The sequence below is a fragment of the Buchnera aphidicola (Acyrthosiphon lactucae) genome (assembly GCF_005083565.1).
Classification (GTDB): domain Bacteria; phylum Pseudomonadota; class Gammaproteobacteria; order Enterobacterales; family Enterobacteriaceae; genus Buchnera; species Buchnera aphidicola_AH.
This window is the reverse complement of sequence record NZ_CP034891.1, coordinates 406,128-429,159: the sequence shown is the minus strand read 5'-3', so window position 1 is coordinate 429,159 and position 23,032 is coordinate 406,128. Positions and strand designations below refer to the sequence as shown.

At 26.2% G+C, this 23,032-nt stretch carries 19 protein-coding genes and 1 tRNA gene; 14 read left to right on the top strand and 6 right to left on the bottom strand.

The window, feature by feature from the left end; genetic code table 11:
- Window positions 1–36 precede the first annotated feature (36 nt).
- Window positions 37–1,287, bottom strand: a complete 1,251-nt coding sequence (gene murA, locus D9V61_RS01965; RefSeq protein WP_158339766.1) for a UDP-N-acetylglucosamine 1-carboxyvinyltransferase — start codon at window positions 1,285–1,287, stop codon at window positions 37–39.
- Between the two features lie 33 nt (window positions 1,288–1,320).
- Window positions 1,321–1,590 carry a BolA family protein gene (locus tag D9V61_RS01960; protein ID WP_158339564.1) on the bottom strand — a complete coding sequence of 90 codons (270 nt, stop codon included), beginning with the start codon at window positions 1,588–1,590 and terminating at the stop codon, window positions 1,321–1,323.
- 509 nt (window positions 1,591–2,099) lie between these two features.
- Here D9V61_RS01960 and greA point away from each other — a divergent pair.
- The 13 genes from greA to D9V61_RS01895 all read left to right on the top strand — a co-directional run bounded on the left by greA (window position 2,100) and on the right by D9V61_RS01895 (window position 18,162).
- Window positions 2,100–2,579, top strand: a complete 480-nt coding sequence (greA, locus tag D9V61_RS01955) for a transcription elongation factor GreA (protein WP_158339563.1) — start codon at window positions 2,100–2,102, stop codon at window positions 2,577–2,579.
- Between the two features lie 75 nt (window positions 2,580–2,654).
- Window positions 2,655–3,275 (top strand): 23S rRNA (uridine(2552)-2'-O)-methyltransferase RlmE, encoded by a 621-nt coding sequence (rlmE, locus tag D9V61_RS01950; RefSeq protein WP_158339562.1) that lies wholly within the window; start codon window positions 2,655–2,657, stop codon window positions 3,273–3,275.
- 65 nt (window positions 3,276–3,340) lie between these two features.
- Window positions 3,341–5,176 (top strand): ATP-dependent zinc metalloprotease FtsH, encoded by a 1,836-nt coding sequence (gene ftsH, locus D9V61_RS01945; protein WP_158339561.1) that lies wholly within the window; start codon window positions 3,341–3,343, stop codon window positions 5,174–5,176.
- 220 nt (window positions 5,177–5,396) lie between these two features.
- Complete coding sequence (gene glmM, locus D9V61_RS01940) at window positions 5,397–6,731, top strand: phosphoglucosamine mutase (RefSeq protein WP_158339560.1); 1,335 nt, start codon at window positions 5,397–5,399, stop codon at window positions 6,729–6,731.
- A gap of 213 nt (window positions 6,732–6,944) precedes the next feature.
- A complete protein-coding gene (gene secG, locus D9V61_RS01935) occupies window positions 6,945–7,274 on the top strand; it encodes a preprotein translocase subunit SecG (RefSeq protein WP_158339559.1) in 330 nt (109 codons plus the stop codon).
- Window positions 7,275–7,321: 47 nt separating this feature from the next.
- A tRNA-Leu gene (locus tag D9V61_RS01930) sits at window positions 7,322–7,404 on the top strand.
- Window positions 7,405–7,747: 343 nt separating this feature from the next.
- Complete coding sequence (gene nusA / locus D9V61_RS01925) at window positions 7,748–9,238, top strand: transcription termination factor NusA (protein WP_158339558.1); 1,491 nt, start codon at window positions 7,748–7,750, stop codon at window positions 9,236–9,238.
- A 16-nt stretch (window positions 9,239–9,254) separates the two neighbouring features.
- Complete coding sequence (gene infB / locus D9V61_RS01920; protein ID WP_158339557.1) at window positions 9,255–11,891, top strand: translation initiation factor IF-2; 2,637 nt, start codon at window positions 9,255–9,257, stop codon at window positions 11,889–11,891.
- A gap of 45 nt (window positions 11,892–11,936) precedes the next feature.
- Window positions 11,937–12,299 carry a 30S ribosome-binding factor RbfA gene (gene rbfA / locus D9V61_RS01915; RefSeq protein WP_158339556.1) on the top strand — a complete coding sequence of 121 codons (363 nt, stop codon included), beginning with the start codon at window positions 11,937–11,939 and terminating at the stop codon, window positions 12,297–12,299.
- Between the two features lie 37 nt (window positions 12,300–12,336).
- Window positions 12,337–13,275, top strand: coding sequence for a tRNA pseudouridine(55) synthase TruB (gene truB / locus D9V61_RS01910; RefSeq protein WP_158339555.1), 939 nt, complete (start codon window positions 12,337–12,339; stop codon window positions 13,273–13,275).
- 99 nt (window positions 13,276–13,374) lie between these two features.
- Window positions 13,375–13,644 carry a 30S ribosomal protein S15 gene (gene rpsO / locus D9V61_RS01905; RefSeq protein ID WP_158339554.1) on the top strand — a complete coding sequence of 90 codons (270 nt, stop codon included), beginning with the start codon at window positions 13,375–13,377 and terminating at the stop codon, window positions 13,642–13,644.
- 214 nt (window positions 13,645–13,858) lie between these two features.
- Complete coding sequence (pnp, locus tag D9V61_RS01900) at window positions 13,859–15,982, top strand: polyribonucleotide nucleotidyltransferase (RefSeq protein ID WP_158339553.1); 2,124 nt, start codon at window positions 13,859–13,861, stop codon at window positions 15,980–15,982.
- A 377-nt stretch (window positions 15,983–16,359) separates the two neighbouring features.
- The gene (locus D9V61_RS01895) at window positions 16,360–18,162 is read left to right on the top strand and encodes a DEAD/DEAH family ATP-dependent RNA helicase (protein ID WP_158339552.1); all 1,803 of its coding nucleotides are present in this window, start codon (window positions 16,360–16,362) and stop codon (window positions 18,160–18,162) included.
- A gap of 84 nt (window positions 18,163–18,246) precedes the next feature.
- Here the strand turns inward: D9V61_RS01895 and D9V61_RS01890 are convergent, their stop codons facing one another.
- From D9V61_RS01890 to argF, 4 genes are all read right to left on the bottom strand, one after another.
- On the bottom strand, window positions 18,247–18,633 hold the full coding sequence (locus D9V61_RS01890) for a Rid family detoxifying hydrolase (RefSeq protein WP_158339551.1): 387 nt from the start codon (window positions 18,631–18,633) through the stop codon (window positions 18,247–18,249).
- Between the two features lie 45 nt (window positions 18,634–18,678).
- Entirely contained in the window at window positions 18,679–19,143 is a 465-nt protein-coding gene (gene pyrI / locus D9V61_RS01885) for an aspartate carbamoyltransferase regulatory subunit (RefSeq protein WP_158339550.1), read from the bottom strand.
- 9 nt (window positions 19,144–19,152) lie between these two features.
- Window positions 19,153–20,085: an aspartate carbamoyltransferase gene (gene pyrB / locus D9V61_RS01880; RefSeq protein ID WP_158339549.1), complete on the bottom strand. Its 933-nt coding sequence runs from the start codon at window positions 20,083–20,085 to the stop codon at window positions 19,153–19,155.
- A 104-nt stretch (window positions 20,086–20,189) separates the two neighbouring features.
- Window positions 20,190–21,206, bottom strand: a complete 1,017-nt coding sequence (gene argF / locus D9V61_RS01875; protein WP_158339548.1) for an ornithine carbamoyltransferase — start codon at window positions 21,204–21,206, stop codon at window positions 20,190–20,192.
- A 266-nt stretch (window positions 21,207–21,472) separates the two neighbouring features.
- On the opposite strand from argF, the gene D9V61_RS01870 reads away from it, so the two are divergent.
- Window positions 21,473–22,975, top strand: coding sequence for a leucyl aminopeptidase (locus D9V61_RS01870; protein ID WP_158339547.1), 1,503 nt, complete (start codon window positions 21,473–21,475; stop codon window positions 22,973–22,975).
- Window positions 22,976–23,032: the final 57 nt, after the last annotated feature.

The window sequence follows — 23,032 nt, the reverse complement described above, 5'->3', positions numbered from 1 at the left end:
AAAATTTATTATGTTTTTAGAAAAAATTAATTATATCTATATTATTTTAATATCAGCTCCTAATTTATTTAATTTATTAGGAAATGACTCATATCCTCTAATAAGATGATAAGTATGATTTACTATTGTCAGACCGGCGGCAATACATCCTGCTAATATTAATGTTGCTGATGCTCTTAAATCACTACAAAAAACGTTAGATGATATTAATTTAGGTATCCCATAGCATATGATAGTATTTTTTTGAATTTCTATTTTAGCTCCCATATTAATTAATTCTGATGCGTAAATAAAACGATTTTCAAATATAGTTTCAGTTATAGTACCTATACCTTTAGAAATTGTATTTAATAAAGCAAATTGAGCTTGCATATCTGTTGGAAATCCTGGATAAGGAGCAGTAAAGATATTTAAAGCCTTAGGTCTTTTGCCTCTCATATCTAATTTAATCCAGTCTTTTCCTGTTTCAATTTTTGCTCCAGCTTCATTTAATTTTATTAATACACTTTTTAAATGTTTAGGTTCAGTTTTATGACAAATAATATGACCTTGAGAAATTGCTGCAGCAACTAAAAATGTTCCTGTTTCAATTCTATCTGGAATCACTTGATGTACACCACCAGTTAATTTTATAACACCTTTAATATATATTTTTTTACTTCCTGCACCAATAATATTAGCACCTAAAGAATTTAGAAATTTTGCAATATCAACAATTTCTGGTTCGCAAGCAGCGTTATCAATTACTGTATAACCTTGAGCTAAGGTCGCAGCACTCATAATTGTAATAGTAGCACCAACGCTAATTTTTTCCATTAGAATGTATTTTCCTTGTAAACGGCCTTTAACATAAGCGTCAATACAATTATCTTTTAAATCAATCTTCGCACCTAACTGTATTAAACCATTTAAATGTAAATCTATAGGTCTTCTACCAATTTTGCATCCTCCCGGTAAAAATATTTTAGCTTTACCAAAACGTGCTAAAAGAGGCCCTAGTATCCAGATAGATGCTCTAATTTTTTTAATTAGATGATATGGAGCATGAAAAATATTAATTGAACTTGCATCAATACATAATATTTTTTTATATTTTATTTTTACTCCTAAATATACAAGCAATTTAAGTGCTATATTAATGTCAGTTAAATTCGGAACATTACTAATTTTTATTTTTTCTTCTGTTAATATAGTCATAAATAAAATTGGTAATGCTGCATTTTTAGAACCTGAAATAATAACATTTCCATTTAAATTTTTATTTCCTTCTACGCGTAGTTTATTCAGCATTAATAAATCTCTATTGTATTAATATCATTTTTATTTTAATAGATGATTAGAATTATTTATTTTTTTATTCTGTTCCCATTCTTTTGGTGTATAAGATATGATAGATACGGCATGAATATGTTTTTCTGTAATTATTTTTATCAATGGTGTATAGACTATTTGCTGTCTTTTAACTTGACTAGCACCTTTAAAAATATCTCCTATAGCAATTATCTCAATATGATTGCTATCTCCTGTAATATAAGCGTTTTCTAGATTTAGTTTTGTGATGAGTAACGATTTTATATCTTGATTATCCATTTTTTAATGTGCTTTTAATTGAATGCTTGATGTGGTTTAAAATTTTTAAAAATATTAGCAAGTAAGTAAATTAACAATATATAAATATATAACTAAATTTTTAAAATTTTGATAAATTTTATTTTTTACTTTAAAATAGATAAATATATTTTAATTTTTAAATTTATATTTTTTATAAAAGAAATATCAAATTAAATAAAATTTTTTTTTAGATTATTTAATAAATTTGATACTTTTATTTTTTTATATATTTTAAATTTATTTTTATCAACTATAAAATTTAATTAGAGTTTATTAAGATAAAGTTCCATTTTATGATCTTTAATTTTAAAATCTTTAATTTAGAATTTGAAAATAGATAAAAGATAAAAATCTTCAAGTTAAAAATTATTTAAATTTTCAATATTATTAAATATAAAAATATAATTTAACATTTTTTTAGATTTTAAAAAATATTTTTTATTTTTTAAAATTACTTTTAAAATATTAAAAAATAGTGGAGTGTTCACATGATTAGTCTAATTCCAATGACTGTAAGAGGGGCAGAAAAACTTCGTAAAGAACTTAAAATATTAAAAAATGTAAAACGTCCTCGTATTATCACAGCAATAACAGAAGCCAGAGAACATGGTGATTTAAAAGAAAATGCTGAATATCATTCAGCTCGTGAAGAACAAAGTTTTTGTGAAGGACGTATTAAAGAAATTGAATTAAAATTATCTAATTCTCAAATTATAGATGTAACAAAAATATCAAATGATGGTCGAGTAATTTTTGGTTCTACTGTTAGTATTCTAAATATAAAAAACAATGAGAAATTTACTTATCAAATTGTAGGTGATGATGAATCTGATTTTAAAAAACGTTTAATTTCTATTAATTCTCCAATAGCAAGAGGTCTTATTGGAAAGAAAAGTCATGATGTTGTAACCATATCTACACCAGGCGGTGATGTTGAATATAAGATTTTAAATATAAATTATATATAGTTTTAAAAATTATTAGTCTCATTTAAATTTTTATAATTTTTTTTATTGAAAAATTAATTTAAAAACAGTGAAAATATGATTTCTAAAAAAAAAAACAGTAGTTCCAATCGTTGGTTAACAGAGCATTTTAAAGATTCATATGTTAGGGAAGCGAAAAAAAATAATATACGTTCAAGAGCTTGGTTTAAACTAGAGCAACTAGATAAAAGTAATAAATTATTTAAAATTGGTATGAATGTTATTGACTTGGGTGCAGCTCCTGGAAGTTGGTCGCAATATGCTATTAATAGAATAGGAAAAAAAGGACGTGTTATAGCTTGTGATATATTGCCTATTCAACCAATAAAAGGTGTTGATATTTTTCAAGGAGATTTTCGTAATAAAAAAACATTAAATTTAATGTTAAGCTCTTTAAATAATATTACATTCCATTTAGTGATGTCAGATATGGCACCTAATATAACAGGAAACTTTTCCATTGATATGCCGCGTATTATTGACTTATCCAAATTAGCATTAAAAATATCAAATCATGTTTTATCTAAAAATGGTATTTTTTTATTGAAATCATTTCAGGGAGAAGGTTTTAATGAATTATATAAAAAAATCAAAATATTTTTTACAAAAATTAAAGTTTGCAAACCTAAAACTTCTCGAACAAGATCTCGAGAGATATTCATTCTAGCAACCAGATAAAATTATAATAGTCTGTGTTGTTTTTAAAAATATAGATTCAATGAGAGGTTGTTCCTTTGAGTGACATGGTTAAAAACCTAATCTTCTGGTTAGTTATCACAGTTGTATTAATGTCTATTTTCCAAAATTTCAATAGTAATGATATAAATAATCATAAAGTTGATTATTCAACTTTTTTATCAGAAGTAAATCAAGATCAGATCCGTGAAGCATATATTAACGGACGTATCATTAGTGTCACTAAAAAAGATAGCAGTAAATACACTACTTATATTCCTGTTAATGACCCTAAACTTTTAGATAATCTTTTGATTAAAAGAGTTAAAATTATTGGAGCAATGCCTGAAGAACCAAGTCTTTTTATTTCAATTATCATATCTTGGTTTCCAATGTTATTACTTATTGGTGTTTGGATTTTTTTTATGCGTCAAATGCAAATGGGTGGTGGAAAAGGTGCGATGTCATTTGGAAAAAGTAAAGCACGTATGCTATCAGAAGATCAAATTCAAACTACCTTTGCAGATGTTGCAGGATGTGATGAAGCAAAAGAAGAAGTCAGTGAATTGGTAGAATATCTTAAAGAACCTAGTCGTTTTCAAAAATTAGGAGGCAAAATTCCTAAAGGTATATTAATGGTTGGACCCCCTGGTACTGGTAAAACATTACTTGCAAAAGCAATCGCTGGAGAAGCTAAAGTTCCATTTTTCACAATTTCTGGATCTGATTTTGTGGAAATGTTTGTTGGAGTAGGTGCTTCAAGAGTAAGAGATATGTTTGAACATTCAAGAAAATCTGCACCATGTATAATTTTTATTGATGAAATTGATGCTGTAGGACGCCAAAGAGGTGCTGGATTAGGTGGAGGGCATGATGAAAGAGAACAAACACTTAATCAAATGCTAGTAGAAATGGATGGTTTTGATGGGAATGAAGGTATTATTTTAATAGCTGCTACTAATAGACCTGATGTTTTAGATCCCGCTCTTTTACGTCCTGGTCGTTTTGATCGTCAAGTTATTGTAGCGCTTCCAGATATTCGTGGACGAGAACAAATTTTAAAAGTACATATGAGAAAAGTTCCTTTATCTAAAGATGTAGATCCTATGATTATTGCACGTGGTACACCAGGTTTTTCAGGAGCTGATTTAGCTAATTTAGTCAATGAAGCGGCTCTTTTTGCAGCTAGAATCGATAATCGTGTAGTTTCTATGTTGGAATTTGAAAGAGCCAAAGATAAAATGATGATGGGTTCTGAGCGAAGATCAATGGTTATGAGCGACTTTCAAAAAGAATCTACTGCATATCATGAAGCTGGTCATGTTATTATTGGAAGATTAGTACCTGATCATGATCCTGCACATAAAGTAACTATTATTCCTAGAGGACAAGCACTGGGCGTTACGTTTTTTTTACCGGAATCAGATACCCTTAGCATTAGTCGTCAAAAGTTAGAAAGCCAAATATCTACTTTATATGGTGGTCGTTTAGCAGAAGAAATTATTTATGGTTCTAAAAATGTTTCTACTGGTGCTTATAATGATATAAAAATAGCTACAAGTTTAGCACGAAATATGGTAACACAATGGGGATTTTCAGAAAAACTAGGGCCTTTGCTATACGCTGAAGAAGAAGGGGAAGTATTTTTAGGTCGCTCAGTAGCTAAAGCAAAACATATGTCTGATGAAACAGCTAGAATTATTGATGAAGAAGTAAAATTATTAATTGAAAATAATTATAGCAGAGCTCGAAATATTTTAAATGAAAATATTGACATATTACATGCTATGAAAGAAGCATTGATAAAATATGAAACTATTGATGCGTTTCAAATTGATGATTTAATGAAAAGAAAAGAAGTACGCAAACCAAAGGGATGGATTGAAACAGATATAAATAAATAGTGTCTTTAATTTAGGAAAATAAATATGTTTTTATGTGTTTACAGAAATTAAAAAAATATTAATTTTTATAATGTTTAACATTCCTTCATTTAATGTATCTTAAAATAAGATGAAGTGATAAAATTATTATAACTTCATCTTATTTTTTAATAAAAAATAAATTTATTAAAATTTATTGCAAAATATAATTATATTTAAATAATATAGGAATGAAATCATCATGAATTTTTTGCAATATTTTCAAACAGATGGTATACGTGGAAAAGTAGGAATACATCCGATTACACCAAATTTTTTATTAAAATTAGGATGGTCTATTGGAACAGTTTTAGGGAAAAATAAAACAAAAAAAATTATTATAGGAAGAGATACACGTATTTCTGGATCTATGTTACAGTCTGTTTTAGAATTTGGTATTTTGTCTACAGGAGTATCTACTTTATTAGCTAACTGTATACCTACTTCAGCAATTGCATATTTGACTAAATCTTTAAATGCTTCTGCAGGAATTGTTATTTCAGGTTCTCATAATCTTTTTTATGATAATGGCATAAAAATTTTTTATAAAAATGGAATTAAACTAACTAAAAAAATAGAGTTTTCTATAGAGAAAGAAATAAAAAATAATTTTTTTTATCCTGATTATGAAAATTTTGGTTTTTCTAATAATATTATAGATCCTGAAAATAAATATATTAACTTTTGTAAAAATACTTTTCCTAAACATTTAAATTTATCTAAATTTACTATTGTTTTAGATTGTGCTAATGGTTCAACTTTTAATATAGCACCTAAAATTTTTCAGGATTTAGGTGCAAAAGTCATTACAGTTGCTATTAAACCTAATGGAGTAAATATAAATAAAAATTCAGGATCTACTAATATTGTACAATTGAAAAAAATAGTTATATCAGAAAAAGCTGATATCGGTTTAGCATTTGATGGCGATGGAGATCGTGTCATCATGGTAGATCATTTAGGAAATCAAGTAGATGGAGATCAAATAATTTATATTATCGCAAAAGAATATTTAAAAGAAAATAAATTAAAAGGTGGTGTTGTAGGTACTTTAATGACTAATACGGGTGTTATTTTAGGTTTAAAAAAACTTGGTATTCCCTTTTATGCCACACAAATAGGAGATCGTAATGTATATAAAAAAATTAAAGAAAAAAGATGGATGTTGGGAGCTGAAAAATCAGGTCATATTATTTTGTTAGATAAGCATTCTACTGGTGATGGTATTATTGCTAGTTTGCAAGTTTTAGTTAGTATGATTAACAATAATATGAGTCTATATAATTTATCAAATCAAATAAAATTATTTCCTCAAGTTTTAGTGAATATTTTTTTAGAACAAGAAACAAATTCAGAAAAAGATCTGAAAATACAAGATATTCTTTCACAATATAAAGATTTTTTAGGTCAAAATAGTCGTGTTTTAATTCGCAAATCTGGTACGGAACCATGTTTGAGAATTATGGTTGAGGGTGAAAATACTTTGAAAGTTTATAAATTAGCTCATCATATTAGAGAAAGTATTAAATTACTTTAATTTATATATTTTATAAATATTATGGTTATAATATATTATTGCAAATTAAAATAAACTATTAATATTTTTAAAATTACATAGATAATTTATATGTAAAATTTATATATAAATTCTTTATTAAAAATTTTTTTATAAAAAAGATATGCTGTTCTTAATAAAAAAAATAAATTTATTATAAATAGTACGATTTTGTAAAAAAGGGAATAATTTTTTATGTATTTGTTTTTTTTAACTTTTTTTATTTTTGTTTCTGTGTCTTTAGTTTTTTTTATTTTACTACAACCGGGAAAAGGACTAAATAATACAGTTCATTTAAATACAAAAAATAATATTAAATTTCTCAGTGGTATTAAGACAAATAGTTTTACAACTAATATTATTAGAATATTTTCTTTTTTATTTTTAGTGACAAGTATTATTTTATGTAATATTAATAGCAAAAAAATTAATTCAAATTTTTTTTGGGAAGATAATAATAAGAAAACTATAACAAAAAAAAATTTTTCAAATAAAAAAATATTAAATTCTGATATACCTAATTAATTATTGTATTTTTCAATATAAAATACATATGATTATAATAAATTTTTACCGAGATGGTGAAATTGGTAGACACGCTATCTTGAGGGGATAGTGCCGAATAGGCGTATGGGTTCAAATCCCATTCTCGGTACTAAGATACTATTAAATAATATTTTTTTAACGATTTGATTAATTTTAAAATTAATAATACTTAAATATTTAATATTATTTAATATTATTAATAAAAATTTTACATATAGGGTGATAGCACCTGAAACCCCGAGTTTTCGGGGTTTTTTATTAGAATATTTATTTTAAATTATATAACTTAATCGGTCTTTAAATATTAAGTAATAATTAATTATATAAACTCTTGATTAATAAAAATTAGTGTATTAATTATCTAATTTCATAATTAAATTTTTTTGTAATTAATACATGTAAAATGAGCTTTAATTACTCATTTTAAAAATTTTTATTTTGAGGTTCTCAATATGAATAAAGAAATCTTAGCTGTTGTCGAAGCTGTTTCTAATGAAAAATCTCTCCCACGTGAAAAAATTTTTGAAGCTTTGGAAATTGCATTAGCAACAGCAACTAAGAAAAAACATGAACAAGAAATTGATGTAAGAGTTAGTATAAATCGAAAAACTGGTAGTTTTACTACTTTTCGACGTTGGATGGTAGTAGAAATAGTTACTCAACCAACTAGAGAAATTACTTTAGAAGCTGCTTGTTTTGAAGGTGAAAAATTTTATCTTGATGACTATATAGAAGAACAAATTAAATCTGTTGATTTTGATAGAATAACAACTCAAACTGCAAAACAAGTTATTGTACAGAAAGTACGTGAAGCAGAAAGAGCAATGTTAGTTGAACAATTTCGTAAATATATTGGTCAAATTATTACTGGTATAGTTAAAAAAATTAATAGAGATAATATAATGTTAGATTTAGGTAACAATGCTGAAGCATTAATTTTACGCGAAGGTATGTTGCCTAGAGAAAATTTTCGTCCCGGAGACCGTATTCGTGGTATTTTGTATGGAGTATATCCAGAAGCTCGTGGTGCTCAATTATTTATAAGCCGTTCAAAAACTGAAATGCTTATTGAATTATTTCGTATAGAAGTTCCTGAAATTGGCGAAGAAATTATCGAGATAAAAGCTGCAGCACGTGATCCAGGTTCCCGTGCTAAAATTGCAGTTAAGACTAATGATAAGCGTATTGATCCTGTAGGAGCTTGTGTAGGTATGAGAGGAGCTCGTGTACAAGCAGTATCTAGTGAATTATGTGGAGAACGAATTGATATTATTTTATGGGATGATAATCCTGCTCAATTCGTTATAAACGCTATGGCTCCAGCTGATGTAGCTTCTATTATTGTAGATGAAGACCGTCATACTATGGATATAGCAGTAGATATAAATAATTTAGCACAAGCTATTGGTCGAAATGGTCAAAATGTTCGTTTAGCTTCTCAAATTAGTGGTTGGGAATTAAATGTTATGACTACAGAAGATCTTAAATCTAAACATCAAGAAGAAGCTCATGCTGCTTTTGATATTTTTAAAAAAAATTTAAATGTGAATGAAAATATTATTAAAATCTTAGTAAAAGAAGGTTTTTCTTCGCTTGAAGAATTAGCTTATATACCATTTAATGAATTGCTAGAAATTACAAGTTTAACTGAAGATGAAGCAAAACTAGTACGTGAAGGTGCAAAAAATAAATTGCTCTTAATAGAATTAGATAAAAAACATAGTATGATTAAAGAAAAAAAAACAGCAGAAGATTTATTAAAAATTAATGGTATGAATTCAGTTTTAGCTTTGCAATTAGCTAAAAAGAACATATTTACCTTAGAAGAATTAGCTGATCAAGGAATAGATGATTTAACTGATATTAAAAATTTAGATCCTGAACAAGCTGGTTTATTGATTATGACAGCTCGTAATATTTGCTGGTTTGGTAGTAAAGTCTGATAATAGGAAGAAGAGTATGGCAGATATAAGTTTAAAGATTTTATCTAATGAAATAAAAATATCAATTGATGAATTAATAAAAGAATTATCTAATATTGGTATAGTAAAAACTCAAGATAATCATATAAATATAATTGAAAAAAAACTTTTATTAAAACATTTAGAATCTAAAAAAAAATATTCTTTAGATACTTTAATTTTGCAGAGAAAAACACGTAGCACCTTAAATGTTTCAACTGTTGGAGGAAAAAATAAATCTGTACAAGTAGAAATCAGAAAGAAAAGAACTTATTTAAAAAATAATGAATTTGAAACTACATCGTTATTAAATAATAAAAACATAATTAAACCTTCAATAAATAAAATATCATCTGTAAAAAATAAAGAAAAAAAATTTTTTCAAAGAAATACAATCATTAATAATATAGAAAAAAAACATGTAAAAAATATTGAGAAAATAGAGTCAAATAAAACTGATTTTAAATCTTTAAACTTAAAAAAAATAAATAGATCAAAAAATTTAAATAAAGATGAAAAAAACAAAAAATTTAAAAAAAATATAGAATCCAATTCTTTTGATTTTAATAATTTGAAAAGAACTAAAGAAAAAATAGAAACTTGGCCTTCTCATACAGAAGAAAAAAAAGATTATCATTTAACAACATTTTTACATGCTCGTCAGGCTGAAGATGAAAATGATAGAGAAGTAGAAACAGATAAAAGAAATTATGGTCGGATTTTAAAAAATCATCGTCTAAAGAAAAATAATAAAAATTTTCATAATGGAAAATATTATAAAGAAGAAGTTCGTATTTCTAATCGTAATAAAAAAAATAATAAACAAAAAAATAAACCTGTTTTATTACAACAAGTTTTTCAAAAACCTGAATCTATTATTAATAGAGATGTCATTATTAGTAATACAATTTCCGTATCTGAACTAGCAAATAAAATGGCTATTAAAAGTTCTAAAGTTATTAAAAATATGATGAATATGGGAATTATAGGTACGATTAATCATATTCTTGATCAAGATACAGCTCAGTTAATTGCAGAAGAGATGGGTCATAAAGTTATTATACATCGAGAAAATGTATTAGAAGAACTAATTATGAAAGATCGTGATACAGGAAATAATGTTTCTGTTATTAGAGCTCCAGTAGTAACTATAATGGGACATGTGGATCATGGAAAAACATCATTGCTAGATTATATACGTTCAACAAAAACAGCATTTTATGAAGCTGGTGGAATTACACAAAATATTGGTGCTTATCATGTAAAAACTGATTTAGGTTCTATTACTTTTTTAGACACACCTGGACATTCAGCATTTACTGCAATGAGATCTCGTGGAGTTCAAGTAACTGATATTGTAATTTTAGTTGTAGCAGCAGATGATGGAGTAAAGCCTCAAACAATCGAAGCTATTCAACATGCAAAAGAAGCTAATGTTCCAGTAATAGTTGCTATTAACAAAATTGATAAAATAGATTCTGATGTTGATAAAATAAGAAATGATTTAACAAAATATAATATTCTTTCTGAAGAATGGGGTGGTGAAAATATATTTGTATCTGTTTCTGCAAAAACAGGAAAAGGTATTAATAAATTATTGAATGTAATTTTATTACAAGCAGAAATGTTAGAATTAAAAGCAGTATCCACTGGTATGGCCGAAGGTATTGTTATAGAGTCTTTTCTTGATAAAGGCCGAGGACCAATAGCTACTGTATTAGTAAAAAAAGGAAAATTAAATAAAGGGGATATAATATTATGTGGCTTTGAATATGGTCGTATTAAAGCTTTGCGTGATGCTAGTGGACAAGAAGTTTTAAGTGCAGGACCATCTATACCAGTAGAAATATTAGGATTATCTAAAGTTCCTTTTTCAGGAGATGTGGTTACTGTAGTTCGTGACGAGAAAAAAGCAAGAGAGGTAGCATCTTATCGTAAAGAAAAATCGCGCGAGATAAAATTATCAAATCAGAATAGAACAAATTTAGATGATATGTTTAATAATATAAATAAAAATGATATTTCTGAATTAAAAATTATTCTTAAATCTGATGTACAAGGATCTTTAGAAGCTATTTCTGGAGCTTTATTAAAACTATCTACTAATGAAGTAAAAATAAAAATAATAGGACTAGGTATTGGAGGTATTACAGAAACAGATGCTTCTTTAGCACTAGCCTCAAATGCTATTATTTTAGGATTTAATGTTCGTGCAGATTCTTCCGCTAAAAAAATTATTAATTCAGAACATTTAGATCTTCGGTATTATTCAGTTATTTATGATTTACTTGATGAAGTTAAATCTGCTATGACAGGTCTTTTATCACCTGAATATAAAGAAAATATTATTGGTTTAGCTGAAGTTAGAAATATATTTAAATCTCCTAAATTTGGTTTGATTGCCGGTTGTATGGTTGTAGAAGGTATTATTAAACGCAGTAATCCTGTTCATATATTAAGAGATAATATAGTGATATATGAAGGTGAATTAGAATCTTTACGTCGTTTTAAAGAAGATGTAAATGAAATACGAAATGGATTGGAATGTGGAATTGGTATAAAAAATTACAATGATGTACGTGTTGGAGATATTATAGAAGTTTTTGAAATTAAAGAAATTAAGAGAATGTTATAAACCATGATGTATATTTTATAAAATATTTAATTTGGTAATATAATTATGGAAAAATTGTTTAATCGATCTGTTCGTATTTCTCAAGAATTACAAAAAAATATTGCTTCAATTATACAGTATTCACTTAAAGATCCGCGTATTAATACGATAATAACTGTTTCGGAAGTACAAGTTTCTAAAGATTTATCTCATGCTCAAGTATTTGTTAGTTTTTTACAAAACTATAATAAATTAAATATAAAAAAAAAAATAATCATATTAAATAAATCTACTGGTTATATTCGAAAATTATTATGTAAAAAAATGAGATTAAGAATTATCCCAAATATTATTTTTTATCATGATAATTCTTTTTTCAAAGGCAATAAAATTTCTTTTATTTTAGAAAAATTAGAAAAACAAGAATAGGAATGTATTTTTTTATCCATAAAATAAAGGAAAATAGATGTTTTTTAACAAAAAACGTAATGTTCATGGACTACTTTTGCTAGATAAACCTCAAGGTATATCTTCCAATAATGCTTTACAAAAAGTTAAAACTATTTTTAATGCAAAAAAAGCAGGTTATATTGGAACACTAGATCCATTAGCCACAGGTATGCTACCGATTTGTTTTGGAGAATGTGCAAAATTTTCACATTATTTAAAAGATTCTAATAAACGATATCATGTTATTGCTAAATTAGGTGAAAAAACATCTACATCTGATTCAGATGGGATTGTTATAAAAAAACGTCCTATTTTATTTACTTCTTATCAACTTAATTTATCTATAAAAGAATTAACTGGTTTAATTGAACAAGTTCCTTCAATGTATTCAGCAATTAAATATAATGGTATACCATTATATAAATATGCACGTCAGGGATTGAAAGTTAAACGTAACATAAGAAAAGTCATAGTATATAATATATATGCTATCAATCAAGAAAAAAACTTAATTGAATTTAAAATACTTTGTTCAAAAGGAACTTATGTTCGAACACTTATTGATGATTTAGGAGAAAAATTAGGTTGTGGTGCTCATGTTGTATTTTTACGGCGCTTACAAGTAGCTTCATACCTTTATACTCAATTAGTGACAATTTCTAATTTATATAAATTATTAAATAAAAATAATATTGATAATATTAATTTTTTTAAAAATATAGATAATTTATTAATGCCAGTAGACAGTCCTGTTTCTTTTTTACCTAAAGTATATCTTTCTTTCAAACAATCATATAATTTTAAATTAGGACAAAAAATAGAATTTTTTTCTAATATAAAAAATAGTTTAGTACGTGTAATAGAAGAAAAAAATAAGATATTTATCGGATTAGGAAAAATTAATACAGAAGCATTATTAATTCCATATCGATTGGTTTCTAGATTTACTAATTAAGTTATTCACTATTAAATTTAAGATTAGCATGATATTATTTCAAATAACTTAATTAAGTTAGAAGTAATTTAATATAGTTTTAAATATATGGAGTATTATATGGCTTTATCTGCAATAGACAAAAAAAATGTTATTTTAAAATATGGTAAATCTGAAAAAAATAGTGGAATAACAGAAGTTCAAGTTGTATTGTTAACAAATCAAATTAATCATCTTCAAATACATTTTTCTCAACATAAAAAAGATCATTGTAGTCGTAGAGGTCTTTTAAATATGGTATCAAAACGTCGTAAATTATTAGATTATTTAAAGAAAAAAAATATATCTCGTTATACCGCTTTAATTGAAGAACTACACTTAAGACGATAAATTATTTTTATAAAAACTATAAACACGATAAAATCAAAAATTTTTTATTAATAAAAAATAAATGTTTTTTTACAAAGGGCTTTATTAGCCCTTTTTTTACAGTTTTATTTATATTTTTCAGATTAAATACTATTTTTTTTATTAATCATAAAAAATTTTTAAAAATGCAATTTATTTTTATTAAAAAATTAGTTTTATTTTTAAGGATATTATTTTGCTAAATCCAATTGTACGTAAATTTCAATATGGACAACATACCATCACTTTAGAGACAGGTGTAATGGCTCGACAGGCTACAGCTGCTGTTATGGCTAGTATGGATGATACCGCAGTTTTTGTAACTGTTGTTGGACAAAAAAAAATACATATAGGACAAAAGTTTTTCCCTCTTACTGTTAATTATCAAGAACGTACATATGCAGCAGGTCGTATACCTGGTGGTTTTTTTAGAAGAGAAGGACGACCAAGTGAAAATGAAATATTAACAGCTCGATTAATTGATCGACCTATTCGTCCATTATTTCCAAAAAATTTTTTTAATGAAATTCAAATAATTGCTACAGTAGTATCAGTTAATCCGCAAATTAATCCTGATATAATTTCTATTATAGGTGCATCTGCAGCACTTAGTTTGTCAGGAATTCCATTCTATGGTCCAGTAGGTGCTGCTAGAGTAGGTTATGTTAACAATCAATATATTTTAAATCCTATTAGTGATGATATGAAAAATAGTTCTTTAGATTTAGTAGTTTCAGGAACTCAAAATGCTATTCTTATGGTAGAAGCTGAATCTAAAATATTAAGTGAAGAACAAATGCTTGGAGCTATTGTATTCGGTCATCAACAACAACAAGTAGTAATTAATAATATTCGTTCTTTGTCAAATGAAGCTAGTAAATTACCTTGGGTAATATCTTATCCAGAAATAAATAAAACATTAGAATCAAAAATAATTGATTTATCTGAAAAAGATATAAGTAATGCTTATTTTATTTTTAATAAACAAGAAAGAATTGAAAAATTAAATAATCTTAAAGAGGATTTGATTAAAATATTTTTAGAAGAAAATGCAAATATAGATGTATTAGAAATAGAGGATGTTTTCCAAAAAATTGAAAAAAAAATTGTACGTAAACGTATCTTAAGTAATCAAACACGTATTGATGGACGTGAAAAAGATATGATTCGTGCTTTAGATGTGCGTACTGGTATTTTGCCCCGAACACATGGTTCTGCTTTGTTTACTAGAGGAGAAACTCAATCTTTAGTTTCTGTAACTTTAGGAACATCTCGAGATGCACAAAATTTAGATGAATTATTAGGAGATAGAGTAGACAATTTTTTATTTCACTATAATTTTCCTCCTTATTCTGTTGGTGAAATAGGAATGGTGGGATCACCTAAAAGACGAGAAATTGGTCATGGTCGTCTTGCTAAAAGAAGCCTTTTAGCTGTAATGCCTAAATTAGATAATTTTCCTTATACTATTCGAGTAGTATCTGAAATTACTGAATCTAATGGTTCTTCTTCTATGGCTTCTGTTTGTGGCGCTTCTCTAGCTTTAATGGATGCAGGAGTACCTATTAAATCAGCTGTTGCTGGAATAGCAATGGGTTTAGTTAAAGAAGGAAATAAATATGTTTTACTTTCAGATATTTTAGGGGATGAAGATCATTTAGGCGATATGGATTTTAAAGTTTCTGGTACAAAAGAAGGAATTACAGCTTTACAAATGGATATGAAGATAGAAGGAATTACTAATGAAATTATACACTCAGCTTTAAATGAAGCAAGATCAGCTAGACTACATATTTTAAATGTAATGAACCAAGCGTTAAATAAATCTAGAAATGAAATTTCTGAATTTGCACCTCGTATTCATACTATTAAAATAAATCCTGAAAAAATTAAAGATGTTATAGGAAAAGGAGGTTCTGTTATTCGTATGCTAACTGAAGAAACTGGAACTATAATTGAAATTGAAGACGATGGAACAGTAAAAATATCATCTACTGTTAGAGAAAAAGCCAAGAATGCTATTCGTAGAATTGAAGAAATTACAGCTGAAATTGAAGTAGGTCGTATTTATTCTGGAAAAGTTACTCGTATTGTTGATTTCGGTGCTTTTGTTTCTATTGGTTTAGGAAAGGAAGGTTTAGTACATATTTCACAGATTTCTAATAAACGAGTAGATAAAGTATCTAATCATTTAAAAATTGATCAAATAATATCTGTAAAAGTTTTAGAAATAGATCGACAAGGTCGTTTAAGATTAAGTATTAAAGAAATAGAAAGCTCTATTATTTCTAATAAATCAATAAATAATACTATTATCTGATATAATTATTTTAATTTAATATTGTTTATATTTTTTAAATAAGATATAGATTTATATCTTTTCCAATAGTACCATATAGACATAAATAGTATAAAACTTAATTATTTTATTTTAAGATAACTATTATATAATATAGATATATAATTTTTTAAAAAATAAACTTCAATAAGTTGCTAATGTTATTTTTTTAATAAAAAATTTAAAAAAATCATTGGCAATAACTAATAAATATTATTAATTCTTAAAAGAGTTCAATAATTTTATTTTTTTAGATCATTTAATTTGAGCCGGTTCACACTTTTCAATGAGAATAAATCAATATTTTCATAATGAGCTATGTAGACTGGCCTCTGTAACTTAAAAGGCATATCTATTGCATGACTCATATTGAAAGCACATTTTCTTTTCTTGGTTTAAATCCCTTTATTATTCAATCTTTAAATGAAATGGGATATGTTAAACCTTCTCCTATTCAAGCATCTTGTATCCCTCTACTTTTAGAAGGACGTGATGTTTTAGGTATGGCGCAAACTGGAAGTGGTAAAACAGCTGCTTTTTCATTGCCACTATTACATAATCTTAATATCAATTTAAAAGCTCCTCAAATATTAGTATTAGCTCCTACAAGAGAACTAGCAGTTCAAGTAGCAGAAGCATTTTCAGATTTTTCTAAATATATGGTTGGAATACATGTATTACCTTTGTATGGTGGTCAAAGATACGAACTGCAATTACGTGCGTTACGACAAGGTCCTCAAATTGTTGTAGGAACTCCTGGTCGGTTATTAGATCATTTAAAAAGAGGAACTCTTAATCTTTCAAACTTACATGGATTAGTTTTAGATGAAGCAGACGAAATGTTACGTATGGGGTTTATAGAAGATGTAGAAACAATTATGGCTCAGATTCCTAAAGAACATCAGACTGCATTATTTTCAGCTACAATGCCAGAAGCAATTCGTCGTATTTCTAAAAGATTTATGAAAAATCCAAAAGAGATAAAAATACAATCTAATATCACTACACGTCCAGATATTAAACAAAGTTATTGGATGGTATATGGTCGAAAAACTGATGCATTAATTCGTTTTTTAGAAGCAGAAGATTTTTCTGCTACAATTATTTTTGTGCGCACTAAAAATGCAACTTTAGAAGTTTCTGAGGCATTAGAACGTAATGGATATAATAGTGCTGCATTAAATGGAGATATGAATCAAGCATTACGAGAACAAACTCTAGAAAGATTAAAAAATGGTAGATTAGATATTTTAATTGCTACAGATGTTGCAGCACGTGGTTTAGATGTGGATCGTATTAGTTTTGTTATTAACTATGATATTCCTATGGATTCAGAATCTTATGTTCATCGTATCGGTCGTACAGGTCGAGCAGGTCGAGCGGGTCGAGCATTATTATTTGTTGAAAACCGTGAACGTCGTTTATTACGTAATATAGAGCGTACTATCAAACAATCTATTCCAGAAGTTCAATTACCTAAAATAGAGCTATTATGTCAACGACGTCTTGAACAATTTGCAAAAAAGGTACAACAACAATTAGAAAGTCGAGACTTGGATCAATATAGTGCTTTATTAGATAAATTATATTCTACAGATGATTTAGATATAAAAACTTTAGCAGCTGCTTTGTTGAAAATGGCTCAAGGAGAGCGTCCTTTAATTATCAAGCCAGATATAATAAAACGTCCATCTAGAGATTTATTATTCAAAGATGATCGTCGACGTGAAGATAATCGAAATAGTCGACCACGTCGTGAACGTCGTGATAATAAAGATTTAGAATTATATCGCATTGAAGTAGGTCGTAATGATGGTGTTGAAGTACGTCATATAGTTGGAGCAATTGCTAATGAAGGAAATATTAATAGTCGTAATATTGGCAATATTAAACTTTTTTCTTCTTATTCCACCATTGAATTGCCTAAAGGGATTTCTAAAGATTTATTGCAACATTTCACTCGTACTAGAATCTTAAATAAACCAATTAATATTAAATTATTAAAAGATTCACGGAATTATGAAAACAAAACATCTAATCGTTCTATTTTTAATAGAGATAAAAATACTAACCGTCGTGTTTTTGAAAATAGTTTAAATAAATCGAATGGATCTAAAAAAAACGAACTTAAACCATCTTCTTTTCGTCGTAGAAATGTTTAATTTTTTAATTTTTATGCCGCTTTGCGGCATATTAAGTCTATTTGATTGAATATAAATAATTTAATAAATAAATTATTTTAGGAATTATTTTTTAAATGCTATAGCTTCAATTTCTATTTTTACATTTTTAGGTAGTGCTTGAACTTCTATGCAAGATCGAGCAGGAAATTCTGATTTATTATCCATAAAAAATTTTTTGTAAATTTCATTGATTATATTAATTTTTTTTAAATCAGTAGTAAAAATTGTCGTTTTTATAATATTTTTTACTTGAAATCCTGCATGAATTAAAATTGATTTTATATTGACTAATACAAGATATGTCTGTTCTGCAATATTTTCTGGTATGTGATTTGATATAATATCAATTGGTATTTGTCCAGACAATATAATAAAGTTTTCTATTTTAATCGCCTGTGAATAAGGTCCAATAGGTTTAGGAGCATTTTTAGTTTCAATTATGCAATTCATAGAGTATCACTTATGTATTTAATTATTTATATATAAAAAAAAATATTATTGATATGATAAAACTATATTTTTAGAAAATTCTTTTTCACAATATTTACATTTTAGATTCATATTAGAAAATTGATCTTTTTTAAAAATAAAACTAGAAGTTATAAGATTATTATTACTAACACAATTACTATTTGGGCAAATTAAAATTTTATCAATTTTTTCAGGTAAAGTTGGAAAAACTTTTCCTACTAAATTATATTCATTAATATAATTTACGGTAGCATGTGGAGCATAAATTGCCAGTTGATTAATTTGATCATCACTGAGAAAAGTATTTTCAATTTTTATAATATCTTTTTTCCCTAATTTTTTAGAAGGTAAATTTAAACCTATAGTAATGCGTTTTTCTGTTTCAGTAAATCTAAATAAAGATAACAATTTAAAACCAATATGTGCAGGAATATGATCAATTACACTGCCAGATTTAATTGCTTCTACTTGAAGTTTATTTATTTCCATATTCTTATATTATAAGTGTTTTTCTATTAGTACTAAAGATAAAATAGCCTGACGTGCATAAATTCCATTTGCTGCCTGTTTAAAATACCAGGCATAAGGTGTGTAGTCAACATCACGATCTATTTCATCTATACGAGGAAGAGGATGTAATATTTTTAGATTGCTACGCGCATTTTTTAAAGTTTCTGTATGTAATACAAATTTTGATTTTGCATTTGCATATTCAGTGGAGTCAAGTCTTTCTTTTTGAATACGTGTCATATAAAGAATATCTATTTCAGAAATTATTTCTTCAATATTTATATATCTTTTCCAATAAATCTCTTTTTTATCAAGCATATTATTAATATAATTTGGCATTTTTAAAGCATCAGGTGAAATAAAATAAAATTTATTATTTTTAAATTTAGCTAATGCTTGTGTTAATGAATGTACCGTTCTTCCATATTTAAGATCTCCAACTATAGCTATATTTAAATGAGTAAGTCTATTTTGAGTTTCTTTTATAGTAAATAAATCTAATAGTGTCTGTGTAGGATGTTGATTTGCTCCATCTCCTGCATTAAATATTGGTGTTTTATTAGAAAACTCTGCAGCTAAACGTGCAGATCCTTCTTGAGGGTGCCGCATAATAATCGCATCTACATAAGAACTAATTACTGAAATAGTATCTGCTAATGTTTCTCCTTTTTTTTCTAAAGAAATATTATTTCCATCAGAAAATCCTACTATTGAAGCTCCTAATCGATAGATTGCAGTTTCAAATGATAAACGAGTACGAGTTGATGCTTCAAAAAAACAACTAGCGATAATTTTATTCTTTAATAAATGGGGTTGTGGTTTTTTTTTAAGCATTGCAGATTTATTTAAAACTAATTCTAATTCATTACGTCGAAGATCATTAATTGAAATAATGTTTTTTTTATATAGAGAGTTTCTCAAATTTTATTTTCCTTGATTCTTGAAGAAAAGAGAATATAAAATGCTTCTCAACAGTATAAAGAAACTAAAAAATATTGAGTTTTTATAAATATTTAAATTATTTTTTAAAAGTTAATTGTTTTTAATAAACTAGATATGAGAATAGCTTTTATAGTATGTAGTCTATTTTCTGCTTGTTCAAAAATAATTTTTTGGTTTTTTTGAAAAATATCATCTGTTATTTCCATACCATCTTTAAAACCATATTTTTTTAATATAGATTTTCCTATATTAGTTTTTTGATCATGTAAAGCTGGTAGACAGTGTAAAACTTTTATTTGTGGATTATGAGTCATGTCCAACATTGAATGGTTTACTTGATAAGATTTTAATAAATTAATTCTATTTTCCCATACTTCTAAAGGTTCTCCCATAGACACCCAGACGTCAGTATAGATAAAATCGACATTATTTACTCCTTCATTAATATTTTCAGTACATATTATATTCCCTTTATTCTTTTTGATTTGTTTTTGACAAAATTTAAATAATTTTTTTTCTGGCCAACATTCTTTAGGAGAAACTAAACGCAAATCTAATCCGACTAATGATGCAGCTTCTAATAAACTGTTTCCCATGTTATTATGTGCATCCCCGACATAAGCACATTTTATTTTATGAAATTTTTTTTCTGGAAAAATTTCTTTTATAGTAAGAAGATCTGCAAGTAATTGTGTAGGATGAAATTTTTCAGTTAAACCATTCCATACTGGTGCTTTTGAATATTTAGCTAAAATTTCTATTGTTCTATGACGATGACCTCGATATTGAATACCATCATATAAACGTCCGAGTATTTTTGCAGTATCTTCAATTGACTCTTTTGTTCCAAGATGTGTACTACCAGGTCCAAGATATGTAACATGAGCTCCTTGATCAAATGCAGCTACTTCAAAAGAACATCTTGTACGAGTTGATTCTTTTTCAAAAATTAAAGCAATATTTTTTTTGTTAAGTAGTTGAATTTCTTGATTGTTCTTTTTATACTTTTTAAGTTTTTGAGCTAATATAATTATATTATTTATTTCTAAAGAAGTAAAATCTAATAGTCTTAAAAAATCACGTTGATAAAGATCGTTCATATTAAAGTCTCGATATTAGATAAAAATAAATTTATAAAAAGTTGAAAATTAAATAAAAAATGTTTTTATAGTATATAATATTTTGTATTAAACTTAAAATCATCATAATTATCAATTAAATAATAAAAATCATATTTGTAAAAATTTTTACTAATACATAAAAATATAAATAAATATCATTTGTTTGACACAAAGACAGTAATTTAAAAAGAAATATTTTTGTAATAACTTAATTAATTGATTCTGTTTAAAATAGAGAGTATATCATGGATTTTTTTATAAAAAACTGTAAATTAGATAGAGAAAAAACTGATTGTATAGTTGTTCCTATTTTTAATCTATGTGAACTTTCAGATTCTATTATTTATTTAGATAAATGTAGTAATGGTTATATAACTTCTTTAATAAAATTAGGTGATATTCAAGGAAAAATAGGAGATAAACTTATTTTATATAAAATTCCTGGAATCTTTTCAAAGAGAATATTACTAGTAGGTTGTGGAAAAAAAGATCAAATAGATAAATCAAATTTAAAAGAAATACTTCAAAATACTATAAAGATATTAAAAAAACTTTTAATAAAGAATGTGGTTTATTCCTTTTCGGAATTGAATATTAATAATAATATATATTGGATGGTTAGAGTAATAGTACTTTCTACAAAAGAATCTTTATATGAAGTTAAAAAGATAAATAATTCAAATATAAAGAATATAAATATAGATTATATTACATTAAATATTTCAAAAAAAAATGATTTATTTATAGCAAAAATATCTTTAAAACATGCTTTAGCAATTAATTATGCTATTGCATCTGCAAAAAATTTAAGTAATTTACCACCTAATATTTGTAATCCTCTTTATTTGTCTAATTGTGCTAAAAAATTATCTAAAAAATATAAAGAAAATATTGTTGTAGAAATAATTGATATAAAAAAAATGAAAGAATTAGGAATGCATTCTTACATAGCAGTTGGAAATGGAGCAAAAAATAAACCTTTTATGTCTGTTATAAAATATTCTGGACATAATGTTATTAACAATCAAACAATTGCTTTTGTAGGAAAAGGTTTAACTTTTGATTCTGGGGGTATATCTATTAAACCTGCATTTAATATGCATGAAATGAAGTATGATATGTGTGGTGCTGCAGCGGTTTATGGAATATTAATTATGGCTGCTGAATTACAGCTACCTTTAAAAATAATAGCAATTCTATCTGGTTGTGAAAATATGCCAGGAGGTCATGCTTTTAGACCTGGAGATGTTTTAACTACTATGTCAGGTCAAACAGTGGAAGTATTAAATACCGATGCTGAAGGACGTTTAGTTTTATGTGATTCATTAACATATTTAGAACGTTTTTCTCCAAATATAGTAATTGATATTGCTACATTGACTGGAGCTTGTGTTACGGCATTAGGAGAATCAGTAAGTGGACTTTTTTCTAATAATCAAGAGCTTGAAACTCAATTGCATCGTGCATCACGAGAAACAGGTGATAAAATATGGTCTCTACCATTATTTTCAGAATATTATAAAGAATTAAATTCTAATATTGCAGATTTTTCTAATGTAGGGAAAGGTAAAGCAGGTGCTATAACTGCAGCTTGTTTTCTTTCTAAATTTACAAAAAAATACAATTGGGCACATTTAGATATTGCTGGAACAGCATGGAAATCTGGAGAATATGGAGGAGCTACAGGACGTCCTGTTGAACTTTTATGTCAGTTTTTATTAAATCAGTCAAATTATATTTATTCTTAATACTATTAAATAAAAATTATTTTTAATTAAGATACTATCTCTGTAATATGGCAATAT